Below are 15,063 nucleotides of genomic sequence, written 5' to 3'. Positions count from 1 at the left end.
AGACGATTTCAAGCAAGTTCCAACAATTGGCAGGATCGCGTTATGCATAACCAATTTCCCCGCATCCCCCGCGTCGGCGTCATCGGAGGTTCCGGTACTTATACTCTCCCCGGCGCAACAGTGCAGGCCGTCGTCGACGTCGACACACCCTTCGGGCGGCCTTCGGGGCCGCTGACATTTGCCGAGGTGGCCGGACAGACAGTGGCCTTCCTCCCCCGGCACGGCGGGGAGCACTCGCTTCCGCCGCAGAAGATCAACTACCGTGCCAACCTTTGGGCACTCAAGAGCGTCGGGGTCGAGGCGGTCTTCTCATCCTCCGCCGTGGGCGGGTTGCGGGAAGGCTTCGGGCCCGGGACATTCGTGGTCACGGACCAACTGATTGACCGCACCTGGGGCCGGGCCGACACGTTCTTCGACGGAACCACCGCCGACGGCGCCGCGCCGGCCGGCGTCCAGCACTTGCCGGCGTCGGACCCGTTTTGCCCGACACTTCGATCGTATCTGCACGTTGCCCTTGATCAGCTCCAGCTGCCCAGCGCCCCCCAAGGGACAGTGGTGGTCATCAACGGACCGCGATTTTCCACCAGGGCCGAGTCGCAGTGGTACGTCTCCGGCGGGGCCGACATTATCAGCATGACCCAATATCCCGAACCCGTCCTGGCCGCGGAGCTGAACATGGGCTTCGCCAATCTGGCGTTCGTCACAGACTCCGACACCGGCCACGACGGTTCCGAACCGGTCACGGCTGAAGCCGTCTTCGCGCGGCTGAAACATGCCCAGGTCAACGTCCTTGCCATCCTTGAGACAGCCCTCGCCGCCGTCGGCGCCGACTATGCCGCCAGGCCGCTCATGGACCCGGAAGCCGTGCGCCGAATCATGGCGCTCGCTCCGGTCGGCCCGTCAGCGGGTCTCTGATGAGACTCCTCGTGACCGGCGGCGCCGGCTTCATCGGATCCCACATCGTCGAAGCTGCTCTCGCCAAGGGATGGAGTGTTCGGGTCCTCGACTCCTTGGACGCTTCCCTGCACCCGCACAAACCGGCTTTTGACCGGCGCGTGGACCTCGTCACGGGAGATGTGACGGAGCCGGCTGCCGTGGAGTCGGCGTTGCAGGGAATCGATACCGTTTGCCATCAGAGCGCAAAAGTCGGCCTTGGGGTCAGCTTCGCCGACGCACCTGACTACATCCGCAACAACGATTACGGCACGGCCATCCTGCTCGCCGGGATGGAGTGCCACGGCATCACCCGCCTGATTCTCGCCTCCTCGATGGTGGTGTACGGCGAGGGCGCCTACGTCGATCCGGGAACCGGCCGACCGGTCAGGCCCGGTCCCCGCTCGGAGGAGGACCTTCGCGCCGGCATCTACGATCCACGCAACCCGGAAACCGGCGCCGTTCTGGTCCCCGCGATGGTCACCGAGGATGCCGTCATGGATCCGAGGAACGTCTACGCAGCATCGAAGCTGAGCCAGGAGCACCTCGCCTCCTCGTGGGCCCGGAGCACCGGGGGTTCGGCGATTGCCTTGCGCTACCACAATGTCTACGGACCCAGGATGCCCAAAGACACGCCGTATGCCGGGGTCGCTTCCCTGTTCCGGTCAGCCTTGGCCCGCGGTGAAGCCCCGCGTGTCTTTGAGGACGGTGCCCAGCGCCGAAGTTTCATCCACGTACGGGATGTCGCGGCAGCAAATATCGCCGCTGCCGAGTCGCTGTCCGACGACGGCGCCCCGGCCTTTCGCGCCTACAACGTCGGTGCGGACGAGGTCCACACTATCGGTGACGTGGCGGCCGCGTTGAGTGCCTTCAGCAACGGTCCGGCGCCCGTAGTCACTGGCGAGTATCGGCTCGGCGACGTCCGCCACGTCACGGCCTCCTCGGAGCGGATCAAGGCTGAACTCGGCTGGGCGCCGAACGTCGGATTCGACGAAGGCATGCGGGAATTTGCTACCTCTCCCCTGCGCGGCGACCGGATGTAAGCCACCGGCGCCGGGAGGCTTTCGGGCCCCGGGACTGCTGCCGAAAGGATCTTCCGGTCAGCGGCGGCGGACCCGCCCAGTCCCGCGGGCTCTTCGTTCCAGGGCAAAGATGGTCACGGCAGAGCCGCCCGCAAGGAAGGCCCAGAACCATGTGAGGGAGGCGGCGTAGTTGGCTTCCAGCACGGTGGTGCTCTGCGCGACGGACTGGGCCTTGACCAGAATTGCGGCAATCACGGTGATTACCGCACCACTTAGCAGCGCGCCGCGGAGCACTGCGGCCGAGAGCGGCTGGAGCTTCGACCCGGCCCTCGTCAGGCCTGCGCCTGCAAGAGTGGAGAGCGGCACAATGACGCCGTCGTGAATGAGGACGGCAACGGCCATCCACGTCAGCAGACCGATCAGCTGCTCCGGCCCTAACTGGGTGGGCAAGCCCAGCAGTCCGTAACCCAGCACGGCGATGCCGGCGGCGCCGAGGGCTGCACGTGCGGCTTTAACCGAGTTCGGCGTTTTCACAGGACCTCGATGCTTTGCAGCCATTTGGTCTGGAGGACTCCGGGCCGGCCGGGGGCGATGATGCGGGCCGGATAGCCATGATCGAGATCGAGTACGGACCCGTTCAGTTCCAGGGCCACCAGCGTTCTTTCCTCCCGGGCGTATTCCGGGGCCATGGTCATCAACCGGTAGGCGCCCTCTGGCTCCAAGCTGGTGACACGCAGGGTGGACCCGGCTGGAGCCCCCACGGCGTCCATCAGGTCCCTGACCAGGATCCCGCGCCACTGCGCAGTCTGGCTCCAGCCCTCCACGCACGCGATGGGAAGTTCGTGGGTCTGCTGGGGCATTGCCTTGAGCTGGGCAAGGCTGAAGGTCCGGCGGGAGTCACCGTTGCGTACCAGAAGGGTCCAGTTCGCGTCGTTGGCAGCCTCTGTAACGCTGGCGGCGACAGCCGTTCTGTTGACCGGTACCCCCTGCGGCCCCGTGCCCATCTTGCGCGGAGCGAAAAAGTTTAGCGGTGAAAGCACGGCAAAGGATTGTCCGGCAGTCGTCAGGACAACCGTTCCCGTCGCCGCTGCCACGCCCGTCAGGAATGCCCGCCGGGACCATCGCCCGCGGCCCGGACTCCCGGCAACGGCCACCCGCCCGTGAGAGGTCATTCCGCCGTCGACGGGCTTGCCGGCCGGCACTCCCGCGGAACGGGCACGCCAGTTGTTGGCGATGACAGGTAGCTTGACCGCGATGTGCAACAGCAGCGATCCCCAGATCACCCACGCCAACCAATAGTGCGTCTCACGAAATGGAAAGGGCCACGGATACCATTTGTAGGTGTTGATCAGCCCGGTGGTCAGTTGCACTAGAGATGAACCAAGGAACAAGGCTATCGAGGCCCGCTCGAGGCCATGCAGCAGAGACTTCACTGGCGGCCACTTGAGCAGTTCAGGGTACACGGACCACAGCTTAGCCAGAAGCAGCGGAATCGAGGCGATGCCGGCAGTTACGTGAAGTCCCTGCGTCAGTTGATAGATCCAGACCGGGTTGGTCGGAAAGAACATCCAGGACGGCGGATTCTGGAGTCCATGACTGAAGAGGCCGGTCAGGAAGCATACTGTGAAGCTGACCCCGAGCCAGCGGCCCACCACGACCGTTAGGCGTGAACTGCGGGTCGGTGATGCGAACTTTGCGGCCAAAGCTTCAGTGAGCTTCTGCGGGTTGGGCATTTGCATGTCGTTATCACTCCACCGTTCTGTGGCCCGGGGCCAGTCTAATCCTAGAGCCGAGAACGCCACGGACCCCCAAGGTCCGTGGCGTTCTCAACCATTCCTGGTGGGGTGTTACTTGGTGTTGACGGTGATCTTGGCGATGCCGACGAGCATGTCGGCCTTCACGGCGTCGGTCTTGAAGGTTTTGTTCAGCAGGCCGGCGGCGGTGTCGGAGATCAGGACGCGGGTGCCTTCGAGGACGGCGGTGTCACCGGATGCCTGGAGGGGCTTGAGGGTGGAGCCGTCGAGGTTGAAGATGTAGGCCTGCTTGACGGCGGTGGTGCCGTTCACTGCGACGTCGCCGTAGAGCTTGGAGGTGCCCGGGTCGATGGTGAAGTTGGTCAGTTCGACCTTGGTGTCACCGGCGGTGAGGGAGAACCCGGAGCCGGCGTGGCTGATCAGGCCCTGGACGTAGGGGCGGTAGTCCTTGGCCGGGTCGTAGTAGTCGACCTTGCCGCCGGTGATGGGGAAGACCAGCGAGCCGTCGGTCAGTTTGGCGGTACCGACGGTGCCCGGGGTGAGCTTGAGGGTTTCCAGGGCTTTCGCGAAGGACGCATCGAGCTTGACCGCGGTGGAGACGCCGGTCAGTGCCGGGATCGAGGCGAGCGGCTCGGGCTTTTCAGCCGCGGCCGGGGAAGACGCCGAGGTGGCCGGGGCGGAGGAAGCGTTGTTCGCCGGACTGCAGGCAGCCAGGGAGAACATGAGCGAACCGGCAGCGGCGACGCCGAGGAAAGTCTTGATGGATGTACGCATGGGAGTGCTCCTTGGAAATGGCTCAATGGGTGTCCCGTCCCCGCCGCCCTGGTACGGGCTGACACTTTCCTGCGGGGCCGGCTTGGTCTGTCAGGAGTACTTCGGCAGCACACGCCCTCCCGGATGGGTCCCCACCGAACCGACACCAACCCGTTACACAACGGGTGCCCCGACGTTGATGATCCCCCACCACCGGCACCCCCATGTTGACCGACCCGGTGCCCACCGGCCGGAAGCTCCCCGTCAGGTGCAGCCCGCCGGCGTCCAGTCATGCAGCTAGCGGCACTCCCGGCCATGAACGAGTAGGCAGCACCGCCGCTGCGGGAAATCAAAGGAAGGAGCCACCCGGCCACAGCAACGGACCACCAACAAAAAAATAGGCCCCCGAAGGGGCCCATCATTGATCAGTTTGTGCACACTCAGAGGCCCGCAAGCCCCTGAACAGGGAAAACACGTGCCCGAGGTGGGACTCGAACCCACACACCTTTCGATACCGCATTTTGAGTGCGGCGCGTCTGCCAATTCCGCCACTCGGGCGCGGAGTACACCGGTTGTCATATTCGCCTGCTCCACGGTGCTGTGAGCAACGCGATCACTTCCGGTGCGCGAAATTACTCTACATGCAGATAGGCTGAATTCCAGAATCGCGCCAGTGACGCCGCATCGATCCCAACCGGCCCCCAGTACACCAGCGGACTCGCCTCAGATGGTCCAGTTCCCGCCGTACCTTTACAAGGAGTACCCGTGTCAGAACAGACGGAGTCAACCCCCACCTCCCAGCCGGCGCGCCGCGTCGTGGTCGCCGAGGATGAGACCCTCATCCGCCTGGACATTATCGAAATCCTGCGCGGCGAAGGCTACGACGTCGTCGGCGAAGCGGACAACGGCGAGAAGGCCGTCCAGCTCGCGGAAGAGCTGAAGCCGGACCTCGTTCTGATGGACGTCAAGATGCCCGTCATGGACGGCATCTCCGCCGCCGAAAAGATCGTCAAGGCCCGCATCGCTCCGGTGGTGCTGCTGACCGCGTTCAGCCAGAAGGAACTCGTGGAGCGCGCCCGCGACGCCGGCGCCATGGCCTACGTGGTCAAGCCCTTCACCCCGGCCGACCTGATCCCCGCCCTGGAGATCGCCCTGTCCCGGCACGAGGAGATCAAGGCCCTTGAAAGCGAAGTCAGCGACCTGCAGGAGCAGTTCGCCACCCGCAAGCTCGTGGAGCGCGCCAAGAGCCTGCTGACCACCAAGATGGGCCTGACCGAGCCGGAGGCCTTCCGCTGGATCCAGAAGACCTCGATGGACCGCCGCCTGAGCATGCGCGAGGTCGCCGAGACCATCATCAACCAGGTCAACTAGCACCGGACCCCGCCAGCGAATCAAGAAATAAAGGGAGAGTCCCCGCCGCTGAACACCAGCGGCGGGGACCCTCCCTTTGTCATTGCCTGAAGAACTAGACCTTCGTGTTCCTCTTCTTCTTTTCCGGCCAGGGGCCGAGCTTGTCCTTGGTGACGGCGTTCTCGCCGTGGCTGCCGGCGTCGGCCAGGTCGCCTACCTTGTGGACCTTCAGCATGTTGGTGGAACCGGCCTTTCCGGGAGGCGAACCGGCCGCAATGACCACCATGTCGCCGTCCTCGACGAGGTCCATCTCGAGCAGGTTGCGGTCAACCTGGGCGGTCATCTCATCGGTGTGGCCCACCATCGGGACCAGTACCGGCTGGATGCCCCAGGTCAGCGCCAGCTGGTTCCAGACGTGCTCCACGGGGGTGAAGGCGAAGACCGGGCGCATCGGGCGCAGCCGCGAGAGTCGGCGCGCCGAGTCGCCGGACTGGGTGAAGGTACAGATGTACTTTGCTTCCAGCTGGTCGGCGATTTCGACGGCGGCCCGGGTGATGGCGCCGCCGCGGGTCTTGGGCTTGGTGCCCAGCGGGGGGACGCGCTCCAGGCCGTGGACCTCGGTGGATTCGATGATCCGGGCCATGGTCTTGACGGTTTCGATCGGGAACTTGCCCACGCTGGTCTCGCCGGAGAGCATCACGGCGTCCGCGCCGTCGAGCACGGCGTTGGCGCAGTCGGAGGCCTCGGCGCGGGTGGGGCGCGGGTTGTCGATCATGGATTCGAGCACCTGCGTGGCCACGATGACGGGCTTGGCCCAGCGGCGGGCCAGTTCGACGGCGCGCTTCTGCACGATCGGCACTTCCTCGAGCGGAAGCTCCACCCCGAGGTCGCCACGGGCCACCATGATGGCGTCGAAGGCGTCGATGATCTCGGGGAGCTGCTCCACGGCCTGCGGCTTCTCGATCTTGGCGATCACCGGCACGCGGCGGCCTTCTTCGTCCATGATCTCGTGGACGCGCTTGATGTCCGAGGCGTCGCGGACGAAGGAGAGCGCCACCATGTCCACGCCGCGGCGCATGGCCCAGCGCAGGTCGTCCTCGTCCTTCCCGCTCAGGGCGGGGACGTTGACGGCGACGCCGGGAAGGTTGATGCCCTTGTTGTTGGACACGTAGCCGCCGACGACCACCTGGGCGACGACCTTGACGTCGTCGACCTCGATGGCGCGCAGGGCAACCTTGCCGTCGTCGATCAGCAGCGCGTCGCCGGGGTTGACGTCCTCGGTGAGGCTCTTGAGCGTCGTGGAGCAGATGTCCTTGGTGCCCGGAACGTCCTCGGTGGTGATGGTGAAGGTGTCACCGACGGCGAGGAGGTGCGGGCCGTCGACGAAGCGGCCGAGGCGGATCTTCGGGCCCTGCAGGTCGGCCATAATGGCGACGGCCTTACCGAGCTGCCCGGCGGCCTTGCGGACGTTATCGTACGTGTTGTCGTGCACGGCGTAGTCTCCGTGGCTCATGTTCATGCGGGCCACGTCGACCCCGGCTTCCAGCACGGCGAGCGTGTTCTCGAAGCTCGCGATCGCCGGTCCGAAGGTGGCCACAATTTTAGCGCGTCTCATATACCTACCCTAGTTGTCTCTTGGTTGTTTTAAGTTGTCGCGGGGACGAACGGCCGGTGTCCGGCCCGGGCCCGCAAGGGGCCGGGCGAGCTACAGGACGGCGATCGCCCGGTCGGTCGGCGCTACGGGCGCCGGGAGAACGGTGCTGCCCATCAGGAACTTGTCCACCGCGGCGGCGCAGGCGCGGCCTTCGGCGATCGCCCAGACGATCAGCGACTGGCCGCGGCCGGCGTCACCGGCGACGAAGACCCCTTCGGTGTTGGTCATGTAGTAGCCGTCCCGTGCCACGTTGCCGCGGCCGTCGAATTCGGCGTGCACCTGTTCGGTGATTCCGGCCGGTTCGGCCCCGGTGAAGCCAAGCGAAAGGAAGACCAGGTCCGCCGGGATGATCCGCTCCGTGCCGGCCTTGGGCAGCCGCTTGCCGTCGACGAATTCGGTCTCCGCGACCTTGACGCCGGTCAGTTTGCCGTTCTCGCCGACGAATTCAACGGTGGACGCCAGGTATGTGCGTTCGCCGCCTTCCTCGTGGGCGCTGGCCACCTCGAACAGGGTGGGGAACGTCGGCCAGGGCTGGTGCGCGGCCCGCTCCGCGGACGGCTGCTTCCCGATCGCCAGCGTGGTCACGGAGGCGGCCTGGTGCCGGTGCGCGGTGCCGAGGCAGTCCGCGCCGGTGTCGCCGCCGCCGAGGATGACTACATGCTTGCCGGCCGCGTTGATCTGGTTCTCCACCGTCTCGCCGGCCACCACACGGTTGGCGGGGACAAGGTAATCCATCGCAAAGTGCACACCCTCGAGCTCGCGGCCCGGGATCGGCAGGTCCCGCGGTACGGTGGCGCCTGTGGCGACCACGACTGCGTCGTAGCGCCGGCGCAGCTGCTCCCAGGTCACGTCGGTGCCGACGGTCACGCCGGTCCGGAAGCGCGTGCCCTCGGCCTTCATCTGGTCCAGGCGGCGGTCCACATGCTCTTTTTCCATCTTGAAGTCCGGGATGCCGTACCGCAGCAGGCCGCCGATCTTGTCGTCGCGCTCGTACACGGCGACGGTGTGGCCCACCCGGGTCAACTGCTGCGCAACGGCGAGCCCGGCGGGGCCGGAGCCGACGACGGCGACCGTCTTGCCGGAGAGGCGTGCCGGCGGCAGCGGGGTGACCCAGCCGTTGTCGAAGGCCTGGTCCACGATCGAAACCTCAACCTGCTTGATGGTCACGGCGGGCTGGTTGATGCCCAGCACGCAGGACGCCTCGCAGGGAGCCGGGCAGAGCCGGCCGGTGAACTCGGGGAAGTTGTTGGTGGCGTGCAGACGCTCCATCGCTTCCTCGCCCTTGTCCCGCCAGACGAGGTCGTTCCACTCCGGGATGAGGTTGCCCAGCGGGCAGCCCTGATGGCAGAACGGGACGCCGCAGTCCATGCAACGGCCGGCCTGGCTTTTCAGGACACCTTTCTCCTGGGCTTCGTAAACCTCTTTCCAGTCCATGATGCGGACCGGAACGGGGCGCCGCGGCTGCGTTTCACGCTGGCGTACTTTCAGAAATCCGCGTGGATCAGCCACCGGTCACCTCCAGGATTCGAGACCAAACTTCTTCGCCGTCGGGGTCCAGGCCCTCTTCGATGGCGTCGAGACGGGTTTGCAGCACGGCCGCGTAGTCGCGCGGCAGCACCTTGGTAATGCGGGCGGCGGTGTCGTCGAAGTTCTCGAGCAGCCGGGCCGCGTGCTGCGACTCGGTTTCCTCGAGGTGCTTGACCAGCAGCCCGTGGACAATTTCGCGGTCCTCGGCGTCCAACTCGCGCAGCTGCAGCTCGCCGGCGTCCAGGGCCTGCTTGTTGACCCGTTCGGTCTGGAGGTCCAGGACGTAGGCGGTGCCGCCGGACATGCCGGCCCCGAAATTGCGGCCGGTGCGGCCGATGATGAGCGCCTGGCCGCCGGTCATGTACTCGCAGCCGTGGTCGCCGATGCCTTCGGCCACCGCAGTGGCGCCGGAATTGCGCACCATAAAGCGCTCCCCCACCTGGCCCCGGAGGAACAGCTCGCCGCTCGTGGCGCCGTAGCCGATCACGTTGCCCGCGATCACGTTCCGCTCCGCGGCAAACACGTTGGTGCGGTCCGGGCGGACGATGATGCGGCCGCCGGAGAGTCCCTTGCCGACGTAGTCGTTGGAGTCACCGAACATCCGCAGCGTGATCCCGGCCGGAAGGAACGCGCCGAGCGACTGGCCGGCCGTGCCGGTCAGCGTGATGTCGATGGTGTCCGTGGCCAGCACGTCGGTGCTGAAGGTCTTGGTGACCACGTGGCCGAGCATGGTGCCGACTGACCGGTCCGTGTTGATCACGTCGACGGCGATCTTCACCGGGGTCCGGTCGCTCAGGGCTTCGGCAGCCATCGCGATCAGGCGCTGGTCGAAGTGCTTGTCCAGCTCGTGGTTCTGGCCGGTGAGGTTGCGCAGCGGGGCGTCGTCGTCAAACTCCAGCCCGTGCAGGATGGGGTCCAGGTCCAGGCCCTCGGCCTTCCAGTGGCTGATGGCCTCCCGGGTGTCGAGCATTTCGGCGTGGCCGATTGCTTCCTCCAGGCTCCGGAACCCGAGCTCGGCGAGGATTTCGCGGACTTCCTCGGCCAGGAATTCGAAGAAGTTGACGACGAATTCCGGCTTGCCGTTGAAGCGTGAACGCAGCTCGGGGTTCTGCGTTGCGACGCCCACCGGGCAGGTGTCCAGGTGGCAGACGCGCATCATGATGCAGCCGGAAACCACCAGCGGCGCGGTGGCGAAACCGAACTCCTCGCCGCCGAGCAGCGCGGCGATCACGACGTCGCGGCCGGTCTTCAACTGGCCGTCCACCTGCACCACCACACGGTCGCGCAGGCCGTTGAGCATCAGGGTCTGCTGGGTCTCGGCGAGGCCGAGTTCCCAGGGCACCCCGGCGTGCTTGAGCGAGTTCAGCGGCGAGGCGCCGGTGCCGCCGTCGTGGCCGGAAACCAGCACGACGTCGGCCTTGGCCTTGGTGACCCCGGCGGCGACCGTGCCGATGCCGACCTCGGAGACCAGCTTGACGTGCACCCGCGCCGAGGGGTTGGCCCGCTTGGCGTCGTAAATCAGCTGTGCAAGGTCCTCGATCGAGTAGATGTCGTGGTGCGGGGGCGGGGAAATGAGTCCGACGCCGGGCGTGGAGTGCCGCGTGCGGGCCACCCACGGGTAAACCTTCTGCGCCATCAGCTGGCCGCCTTCGCCGGGCTTGGCGCCCTGCGCCATCTTGATCTGGATGTCATCGGCGTTCGTCAGATACAGGCTGGTCACACCGAAGCGGCCCGAGGCGATCTGCTTGACCGCCGAGCGCCGGGTCGGGTCCAGCAGCCGGTCCACGTCCTCGCCGCCTTCGCCGGTGTTGGACTTGCCGCCCAGCCGGTTCATGGCGATCGCGAGGGTCTCGTGGGCCTCCTGCGAGATCGAGCCGTAGCTCATCGCGCCGGTGGAGAAGCGCTTCACGATGCTGGAGACGGGCTCCACTTCCTCGAGCGGCACCGCCGGGCGCAGCCCGCCCTTGAACTTCAGCAGCCCGCGCAGGGTCATCAGGTTCTGGGACTGGTCGTCCACGCCGCGGGTGTAGGCCTTGAAGATGTCGTAGCGGCGTTCACGGGTGGCGTGCTGCAGCCGGAACACCGTTTCCGGGTTGAACAGGTGCGGTTCGCCGTCGCGGCGCCACTGGTACTCGCCGCCGCCCAGCAGGGACTGGTGCGGCAGTTCGATCCCGTTCTCCGGGTAGGCCATCCGGTGCCGCGCCGCGACCTCGGCGGCGATGACGTCCAGGCCGACGCCGCCCAGCTGCGAGTGCGTGCCGGCAAAGTATTCGTCCACCAGTTCCTGGCCGAGGCCCAGCGCTTCGAAGGTCTGGGCGCCGGTGTAGGAAGCGACCGTGGAGATGCCCATCTTGGACATGATCTTCAGGACGCCCTTGCCGAGGCCCTTGATCAGGTTGTAAACACCGTCCTGCGCGGTGACGCCGGTGACGTCGCCGGAGGAGATCAGCTGCTCCACGGATTCCATCGCCAGATAGGGGTTCACCGCGGACGCGCCGTAGCCGATCAGCACGGCGACGTGGTGCGTCTCGCGGACGTCGCCGGCCTCGACCACCAGCGCGGTCTTGGTCCGGTTGGCGCTGCGCAGCAGGTGGTGGTGCACGGCGCTGACCAGCAGCAGCGACGGGATCGGCGCCCACTGGGCGTTCGAGTCGCGGTCCGAGAGCACCACGTACTGGACGCCGCGGTTGATGGCGCCGGAGACCTGCTCGCAGATTTCGGTCAGCCGGGCGCGCAGCGCGTTTTCGCCGCCCTCGGGGCGGTACAGGCCGCGCACCTTCATGGCGACCCTGTCCCCGTCGGCGTTCTCGATGTTGGCGATCTTCGCCAGCTGGTCGTTGTTGATCACGGGGAACGGCAGCGAAACCTGCGGCTGGCGGACCTGCTTGGTGTCCAGCAGGTTGCCGTTGGGTCCGATCGCGCACGTCAGGGAGGTGACCAATTCCTCGCGGATGGCATCCAGCGGCGGGTTGGTGACTTGCGCAAAGGACTGCACGAAGTAGTCGAAGAGCAGCCGCGGCCGCTTGGAGAGCACGGCCACCGGGGTGTCCGAACCCATCGCGCCGAGGGGTTCGGCGCCGGTGCGGGCCATCGGGCCGAGCAGGATCTTCAGTTCCTCCGTGGTGTAGCCGAAGGTGCGCTGGCGGATGTTGACCGAGGCCGCGGTGTGCACCACGTGCTCGCGTTCGGGCAGGTCCGCCAGGTCGATCAGGTTGTCCTTGACCCACTCGGCCCAGGGGTTGGCCGCGGCGACCTCGGCCTTGACCTCGGCGTCGTCGATGATCCGGCCCGCCTCGGTGTCGACGAGGAACATCTTTCCGGGCGAGACACGGCCCTTCTTGACCACCTTGGACGGTTCGACGTCGATCACGCCGACCTCGGAGGCGAAGACCACGAGGCCGTCCTCGGTGATCCAGTACCGGCCCGGGCGGAGCCCGTTGCGGTCCAGGGTGGCACCGACGAGGTTGCCGTCGGTGAAGGACACGGCGGCGGGGCCGTCCCACGGTTCCATCAGCAGCGAGTGGTACTCGTAGAACGCACGCCGGGCGGGGTCCATCGTGGCGTGGTTTTCCCAGGCCTCGGGGATCATCATCATGATCGAGTGCGTGATGGGCCGGCCGGAGAGCCAGAGCAGTTCCGCGACCTCGTCGAAGGAGGCCGAGTCCGAGGCACCCGGCGTGCAGATCGGGTAGAGCTCTTCGGGGCTGTCCCCGAGCAGCGGGTTGGCCAGCTGCGACTGGCGGGCGCGCATCCAGTTCCGATTGCCCTTGACCGTGTTGATCTCGCCGTTGTGCGCGATGGTGCGGAACGGCTGGGCCAAGGGCCAGGACGGGAAGGTGTTGGTGGAGAAGCGCGAGTGGACGATCGCGAGCTTGGTTTTGAAGCGCTTGTCCGAGAGGTCCGGGTAGAACGGCTCCAGCTGGGCGGTGGTGAGCATGCCCTTGTAAACGATGGTCCGGGAGGACAGCGAAGGGAAGTACACGCCGTACTTGTTCTGGGCGCGCTTGCGGATCCGCCAGGCGCGGGAGTCGAGCTCGTTGCGGGAGAGCGTCTCCCCGGTGCTGGAGGCGAAGAACGGCTGCGCGAAGTACGGCATGCAGGCCCGGGCCATGGCTCCGACGAGGTCGGCCACGATCGGGACTTCACGCCAGCCCAGGACGGTGAGCCCCTCGTCGGCCGCGAGGCCCTCGATGCCGGCCTTGGCGGCGTCGGACTCACGCTGTTCGGCCGGCAGGAACGCGGTGCCGACCACGTACTGGCCGGCGGCCGGCAGCTCGAAGTCGGTGACCGCGCGGAAGAACTCGTCCGGGACTTGCATGAGGAGGCCGGCGCCGTCGCCGGTTCCCTCATCGGCACCGACAGCGCCGCGGTGCTCGAGGTTGCGCAGGGCGGTCAGTGCGGCGTCAACGATGTCGTAGCCGGGCTCGCCGCGCAGGGTGGCGATAATGGCCAGGCCGCAGGCGTCCTTCTCCTGCTCCGGGTTGTACAGTCCGGCGGCGTCGGGCAGTGCCGCAAAACGCTTGAACGGTGAGATAGCCGTGGCGGGCTGGTCCGGACCGGACCAGCTGGGGCTGTGCAGGGTTTGGGTCATGGGAGACGTCCTTCCTCCTGATCGTGCGTATGGGAGGGACAACATTGGCCCGTATCGGTGCGCCGGTGTGACGGGCACAACAACGTGATTTTCCTACTCGAATTGTAGGCCAGCGCCGCTTACTGTACGAACAGTTACGCGGGCCGCCAACCCGGGTTTGCATGGCGTCAAGCTGTCTGCTGTTCCATGCAAACCATCTCGCCACGACGCTGTGGACTCGGGCCCAGCCGGCGTTCGCCCTGCAGCCCGATTGCCGGTGCTGAGCTACTTGGTGCTGTCAGCTTCCGGCGCGGTCCCGGCGGCACTGCCGCCGGTTGGACCGGTGACAGGTTCTCCGCTGGCGGGTTTTGCGCCGCCGGTGGATTCGCCGTGCGCCTCGGCTGGCGCCGAAGCCCGGTCCGGACCGCTCTGGTTACCCGGGACATTATCACGCGATTCAGTATCTGAGACAGCGCTGTCCGAATGGCGGATAGCCGCGGTGGCGGCCGGCACCGTCGCCGGCTCCGCGCCAACCTCGTCAATATCGTCCGCGTCGTCGTCGTCCGCCGTCGCAGCGTCCGTCGTCACTGCCGCCGCAGGCTCCCGGCCCGGCAGGTAGGGGGTGTCCGGCACCTCGCGCTTGCGCAGGCCCAGGACGATGAAGACCGCCAGCGCGGCGACGAGCACGAAGATGCTGGTCCAGACGTTGAGCCGGGTGGTGATCCCGAAGAGGTTGATCTGCTCGGCGTCGTCGATCCGCATGGCCTCGATCCAGACCCGTCCCAGTGTGTAGTAAATGGCGTAGAGCCAGAACAGCCGGGCGCGGCGGAAGGAGAACTTCCGGTCCAGGGCGAGCAGCACCACCACTCCCACAAGGTTCCACAGGGACTCGTAGAGGAAGGTGGGGTGGAACAGCGTGTCAGCCGGCATACCGGCCGGGAAGTTGGGGTTGTCGGCGTCGACCTGCAGTCCCCACGGCAGGGTGGTGGGGCCGCCGAAGAGCTCCTGGTTGAAGTAGTTGCCCCAGCGGCCGATCGCCTGGGCCAGCAGGAGGCCGGGGGCCGCGGCGTCCATGAAGGCGCTGAGCTTGACGCCGGCGCGGCGGCAGCCGATCCAGGCGCCGACGGCGCCGAGCACCACGGCGCCCCAGATCCCGAGGCCGCCGCGCTGGATCTGCGGGATCAGGGACAGGTCCCCGGTGCCGTCGAAGCCGGGGCCGAAATAGGCGTCCGGGGAGGACACCACGTGGTAGAGCCGGCCGCCGATGATGCCGAACGGGATGGCCCAGATGGCGATGTCCCAGACGCTGCCCTCGGGCGCGCCGCGGCGGGCCCAGCGCACGGAGGTCAGCCAGAGGCCGGCGATGATGCCGGCCAGGATGCACAGTGCGTAGGCGTGGATCCGCAGGGTCCCCCAGGGCAGCGGGATGTCGAAGCCGGACCAGTCCGGGCTCGGAATGCTCGCGGGAACCATCGCCGCCGCGTGAAGGACTGACTGCAT

General features: G+C 66.8%; 10 protein-coding genes and 1 tRNA gene. 3 read left to right on the top strand and 8 right to left on the bottom strand.

The genetic code is table 11. The features are described from left to right. The first annotated feature begins 42 nt into the window (after positions 1 to 42). The gene (locus ACUYM2_RS07830; protein WP_476916635.1) at positions 43 to 915 is read left to right on the top strand and encodes an MTAP family purine nucleoside phosphorylase; all 873 of its coding nucleotides are present in this window, start codon (positions 43 to 45) and stop codon (positions 913 to 915) included. Next, positions 915 to 1,976 (top strand): NAD-dependent epimerase/dehydratase family protein, encoded by a 1,062-nt coding sequence (locus ACUYM2_RS07825; RefSeq protein ID WP_481599560.1) that lies wholly within the window; start codon positions 915 to 917, stop codon positions 1,974 to 1,976. Before ACUYM2_RS07830 ends, ACUYM2_RS07825 begins: the two co-directional genes overlap by 1 nt. A gap of 57 nt (positions 1,977 to 2,033) precedes the next feature. Here ACUYM2_RS07825 and ACUYM2_RS07820 read toward each other — a convergent pair whose 3' ends face one another. The 4 genes from ACUYM2_RS07820 to ACUYM2_RS07805 form a co-directional block, all read right to left on the bottom strand. After that, positions 2,034 to 2,489 carry a hypothetical protein gene (locus tag ACUYM2_RS07820; RefSeq protein ID WP_481599559.1) on the bottom strand — a complete coding sequence of 152 codons (456 nt, stop codon included), beginning with the start codon at positions 2,487 to 2,489 and terminating at the stop codon, positions 2,034 to 2,036. After that, positions 2,486 to 3,688 carry a molybdopterin-dependent oxidoreductase gene (locus tag ACUYM2_RS07815; protein WP_481599558.1) on the bottom strand — a complete coding sequence of 401 codons (1,203 nt, stop codon included), beginning with the start codon at positions 3,686 to 3,688 and terminating at the stop codon, positions 2,486 to 2,488. The genes ACUYM2_RS07820 and ACUYM2_RS07815 overlap by 4 nt, the downstream gene beginning before the upstream one ends. A 114-nt stretch (positions 3,689 to 3,802) precedes the next feature. Continuing rightward, positions 3,803 to 4,483, bottom strand: coding sequence for a hypothetical protein (locus ACUYM2_RS07810; protein WP_481599557.1), 681 nt, complete (start codon positions 4,481 to 4,483; stop codon positions 3,803 to 3,805). A 455-nt stretch (positions 4,484 to 4,938) separates the two neighbouring features. Then, a tRNA-Leu gene (locus ACUYM2_RS07805) sits at positions 4,939 to 5,020 on the bottom strand. A 207-nt stretch (positions 5,021 to 5,227) separates the two neighbouring features. Here ACUYM2_RS07805 and ACUYM2_RS07800 point away from each other — a divergent pair. Next, positions 5,228 to 5,833, top strand: a complete 606-nt coding sequence (locus tag ACUYM2_RS07800; protein ID WP_056739732.1) for an ANTAR domain-containing response regulator — start codon at positions 5,228 to 5,230, stop codon at positions 5,831 to 5,833. A 94-nt stretch (positions 5,834 to 5,927) separates the two neighbouring features. On the opposite strand, the gene pyk is transcribed toward ACUYM2_RS07800, so the two are convergent. From pyk to lgt, 4 genes are all read right to left on the bottom strand, one after another. Next, a complete protein-coding gene (pyk, locus tag ACUYM2_RS07795; RefSeq protein ID WP_481599556.1) occupies positions 5,928 to 7,427 on the bottom strand; it encodes a pyruvate kinase in 1,500 nt (499 codons plus the stop codon). Positions 7,428 to 7,517: 90 nt separating this feature from the next. Continuing rightward, positions 7,518 to 8,975, bottom strand: a complete 1,458-nt coding sequence (locus tag ACUYM2_RS07790; protein ID WP_481599555.1) for a glutamate synthase subunit beta — start codon at positions 8,973 to 8,975, stop codon at positions 7,518 to 7,520. Beyond that, positions 8,968 to 13,584, bottom strand: coding sequence for a glutamate synthase large subunit (gltB, locus tag ACUYM2_RS07785; protein WP_481599554.1), 4,617 nt, complete (start codon positions 13,582 to 13,584; stop codon positions 8,968 to 8,970). The genes ACUYM2_RS07790 and gltB overlap by 8 nt, the downstream gene beginning before the upstream one ends. Before the next feature lie 264 nt (positions 13,585 to 13,848). Continuing rightward, the gene (lgt, locus tag ACUYM2_RS07780; protein ID WP_481599553.1) at positions 13,849 to 15,063 is read right to left on the bottom strand and encodes a prolipoprotein diacylglyceryl transferase; all 1,215 of its coding nucleotides are present in this window, start codon (positions 15,061 to 15,063) and stop codon (positions 13,849 to 13,851) included.

It is taken from the genome of Arthrobacter sp. SD1074B (assembly GCF_056780195.1).
Note: the sequence above shows the minus strand (reverse complement) of the source record. Positions and strands in the feature narration are given on the sequence as shown.

Excerpts from the sequence above, each read along its gene's own strand:
- ACUYM2_RS07825 (WP_481599560.1), top strand. The coding sequence starts at position 915 with ATGAGACTCCTCGTGACCGGCGGCGCCGGCTTCATCGGATCCCACATC.
- lgt (WP_481599553.1), bottom strand. The coding sequence starts at position 15,063 with ATGCAGTCAGTCCTTCACGCGGCGGCGATGGTTCCCGCGAGCATTCCG.
- ACUYM2_RS07830 (WP_476916635.1), top strand. The coding sequence starts at position 43 with ATGCATAACCAATTTCCCCGCATCCCCCGCGTCGGCGTCATCGGAGGT.
- ACUYM2_RS07815 (WP_481599558.1), bottom strand. The coding sequence starts at position 3,688 with ATGCCCAACCCGCAGAAGCTCACTGAAGCTTTGGCCGCAAAGTTCGCA.
- gltB (WP_481599554.1), bottom strand. The coding sequence starts at position 13,584 with ATGACCCAAACCCTGCACAGCCCCAGCTGGTCCGGTCCGGACCAGCCC.
- ACUYM2_RS07810 (WP_481599557.1), bottom strand. The coding sequence starts at position 4,483 with ATGCGTACATCCATCAAGACTTTCCTCGGCGTCGCCGCTGCCGGTTCG.
- pyk (WP_481599556.1), bottom strand. The coding sequence starts at position 7,427 with ATGAGACGCGCTAAAATTGTGGCCACCTTCGGACCGGCGATCGCGAGC.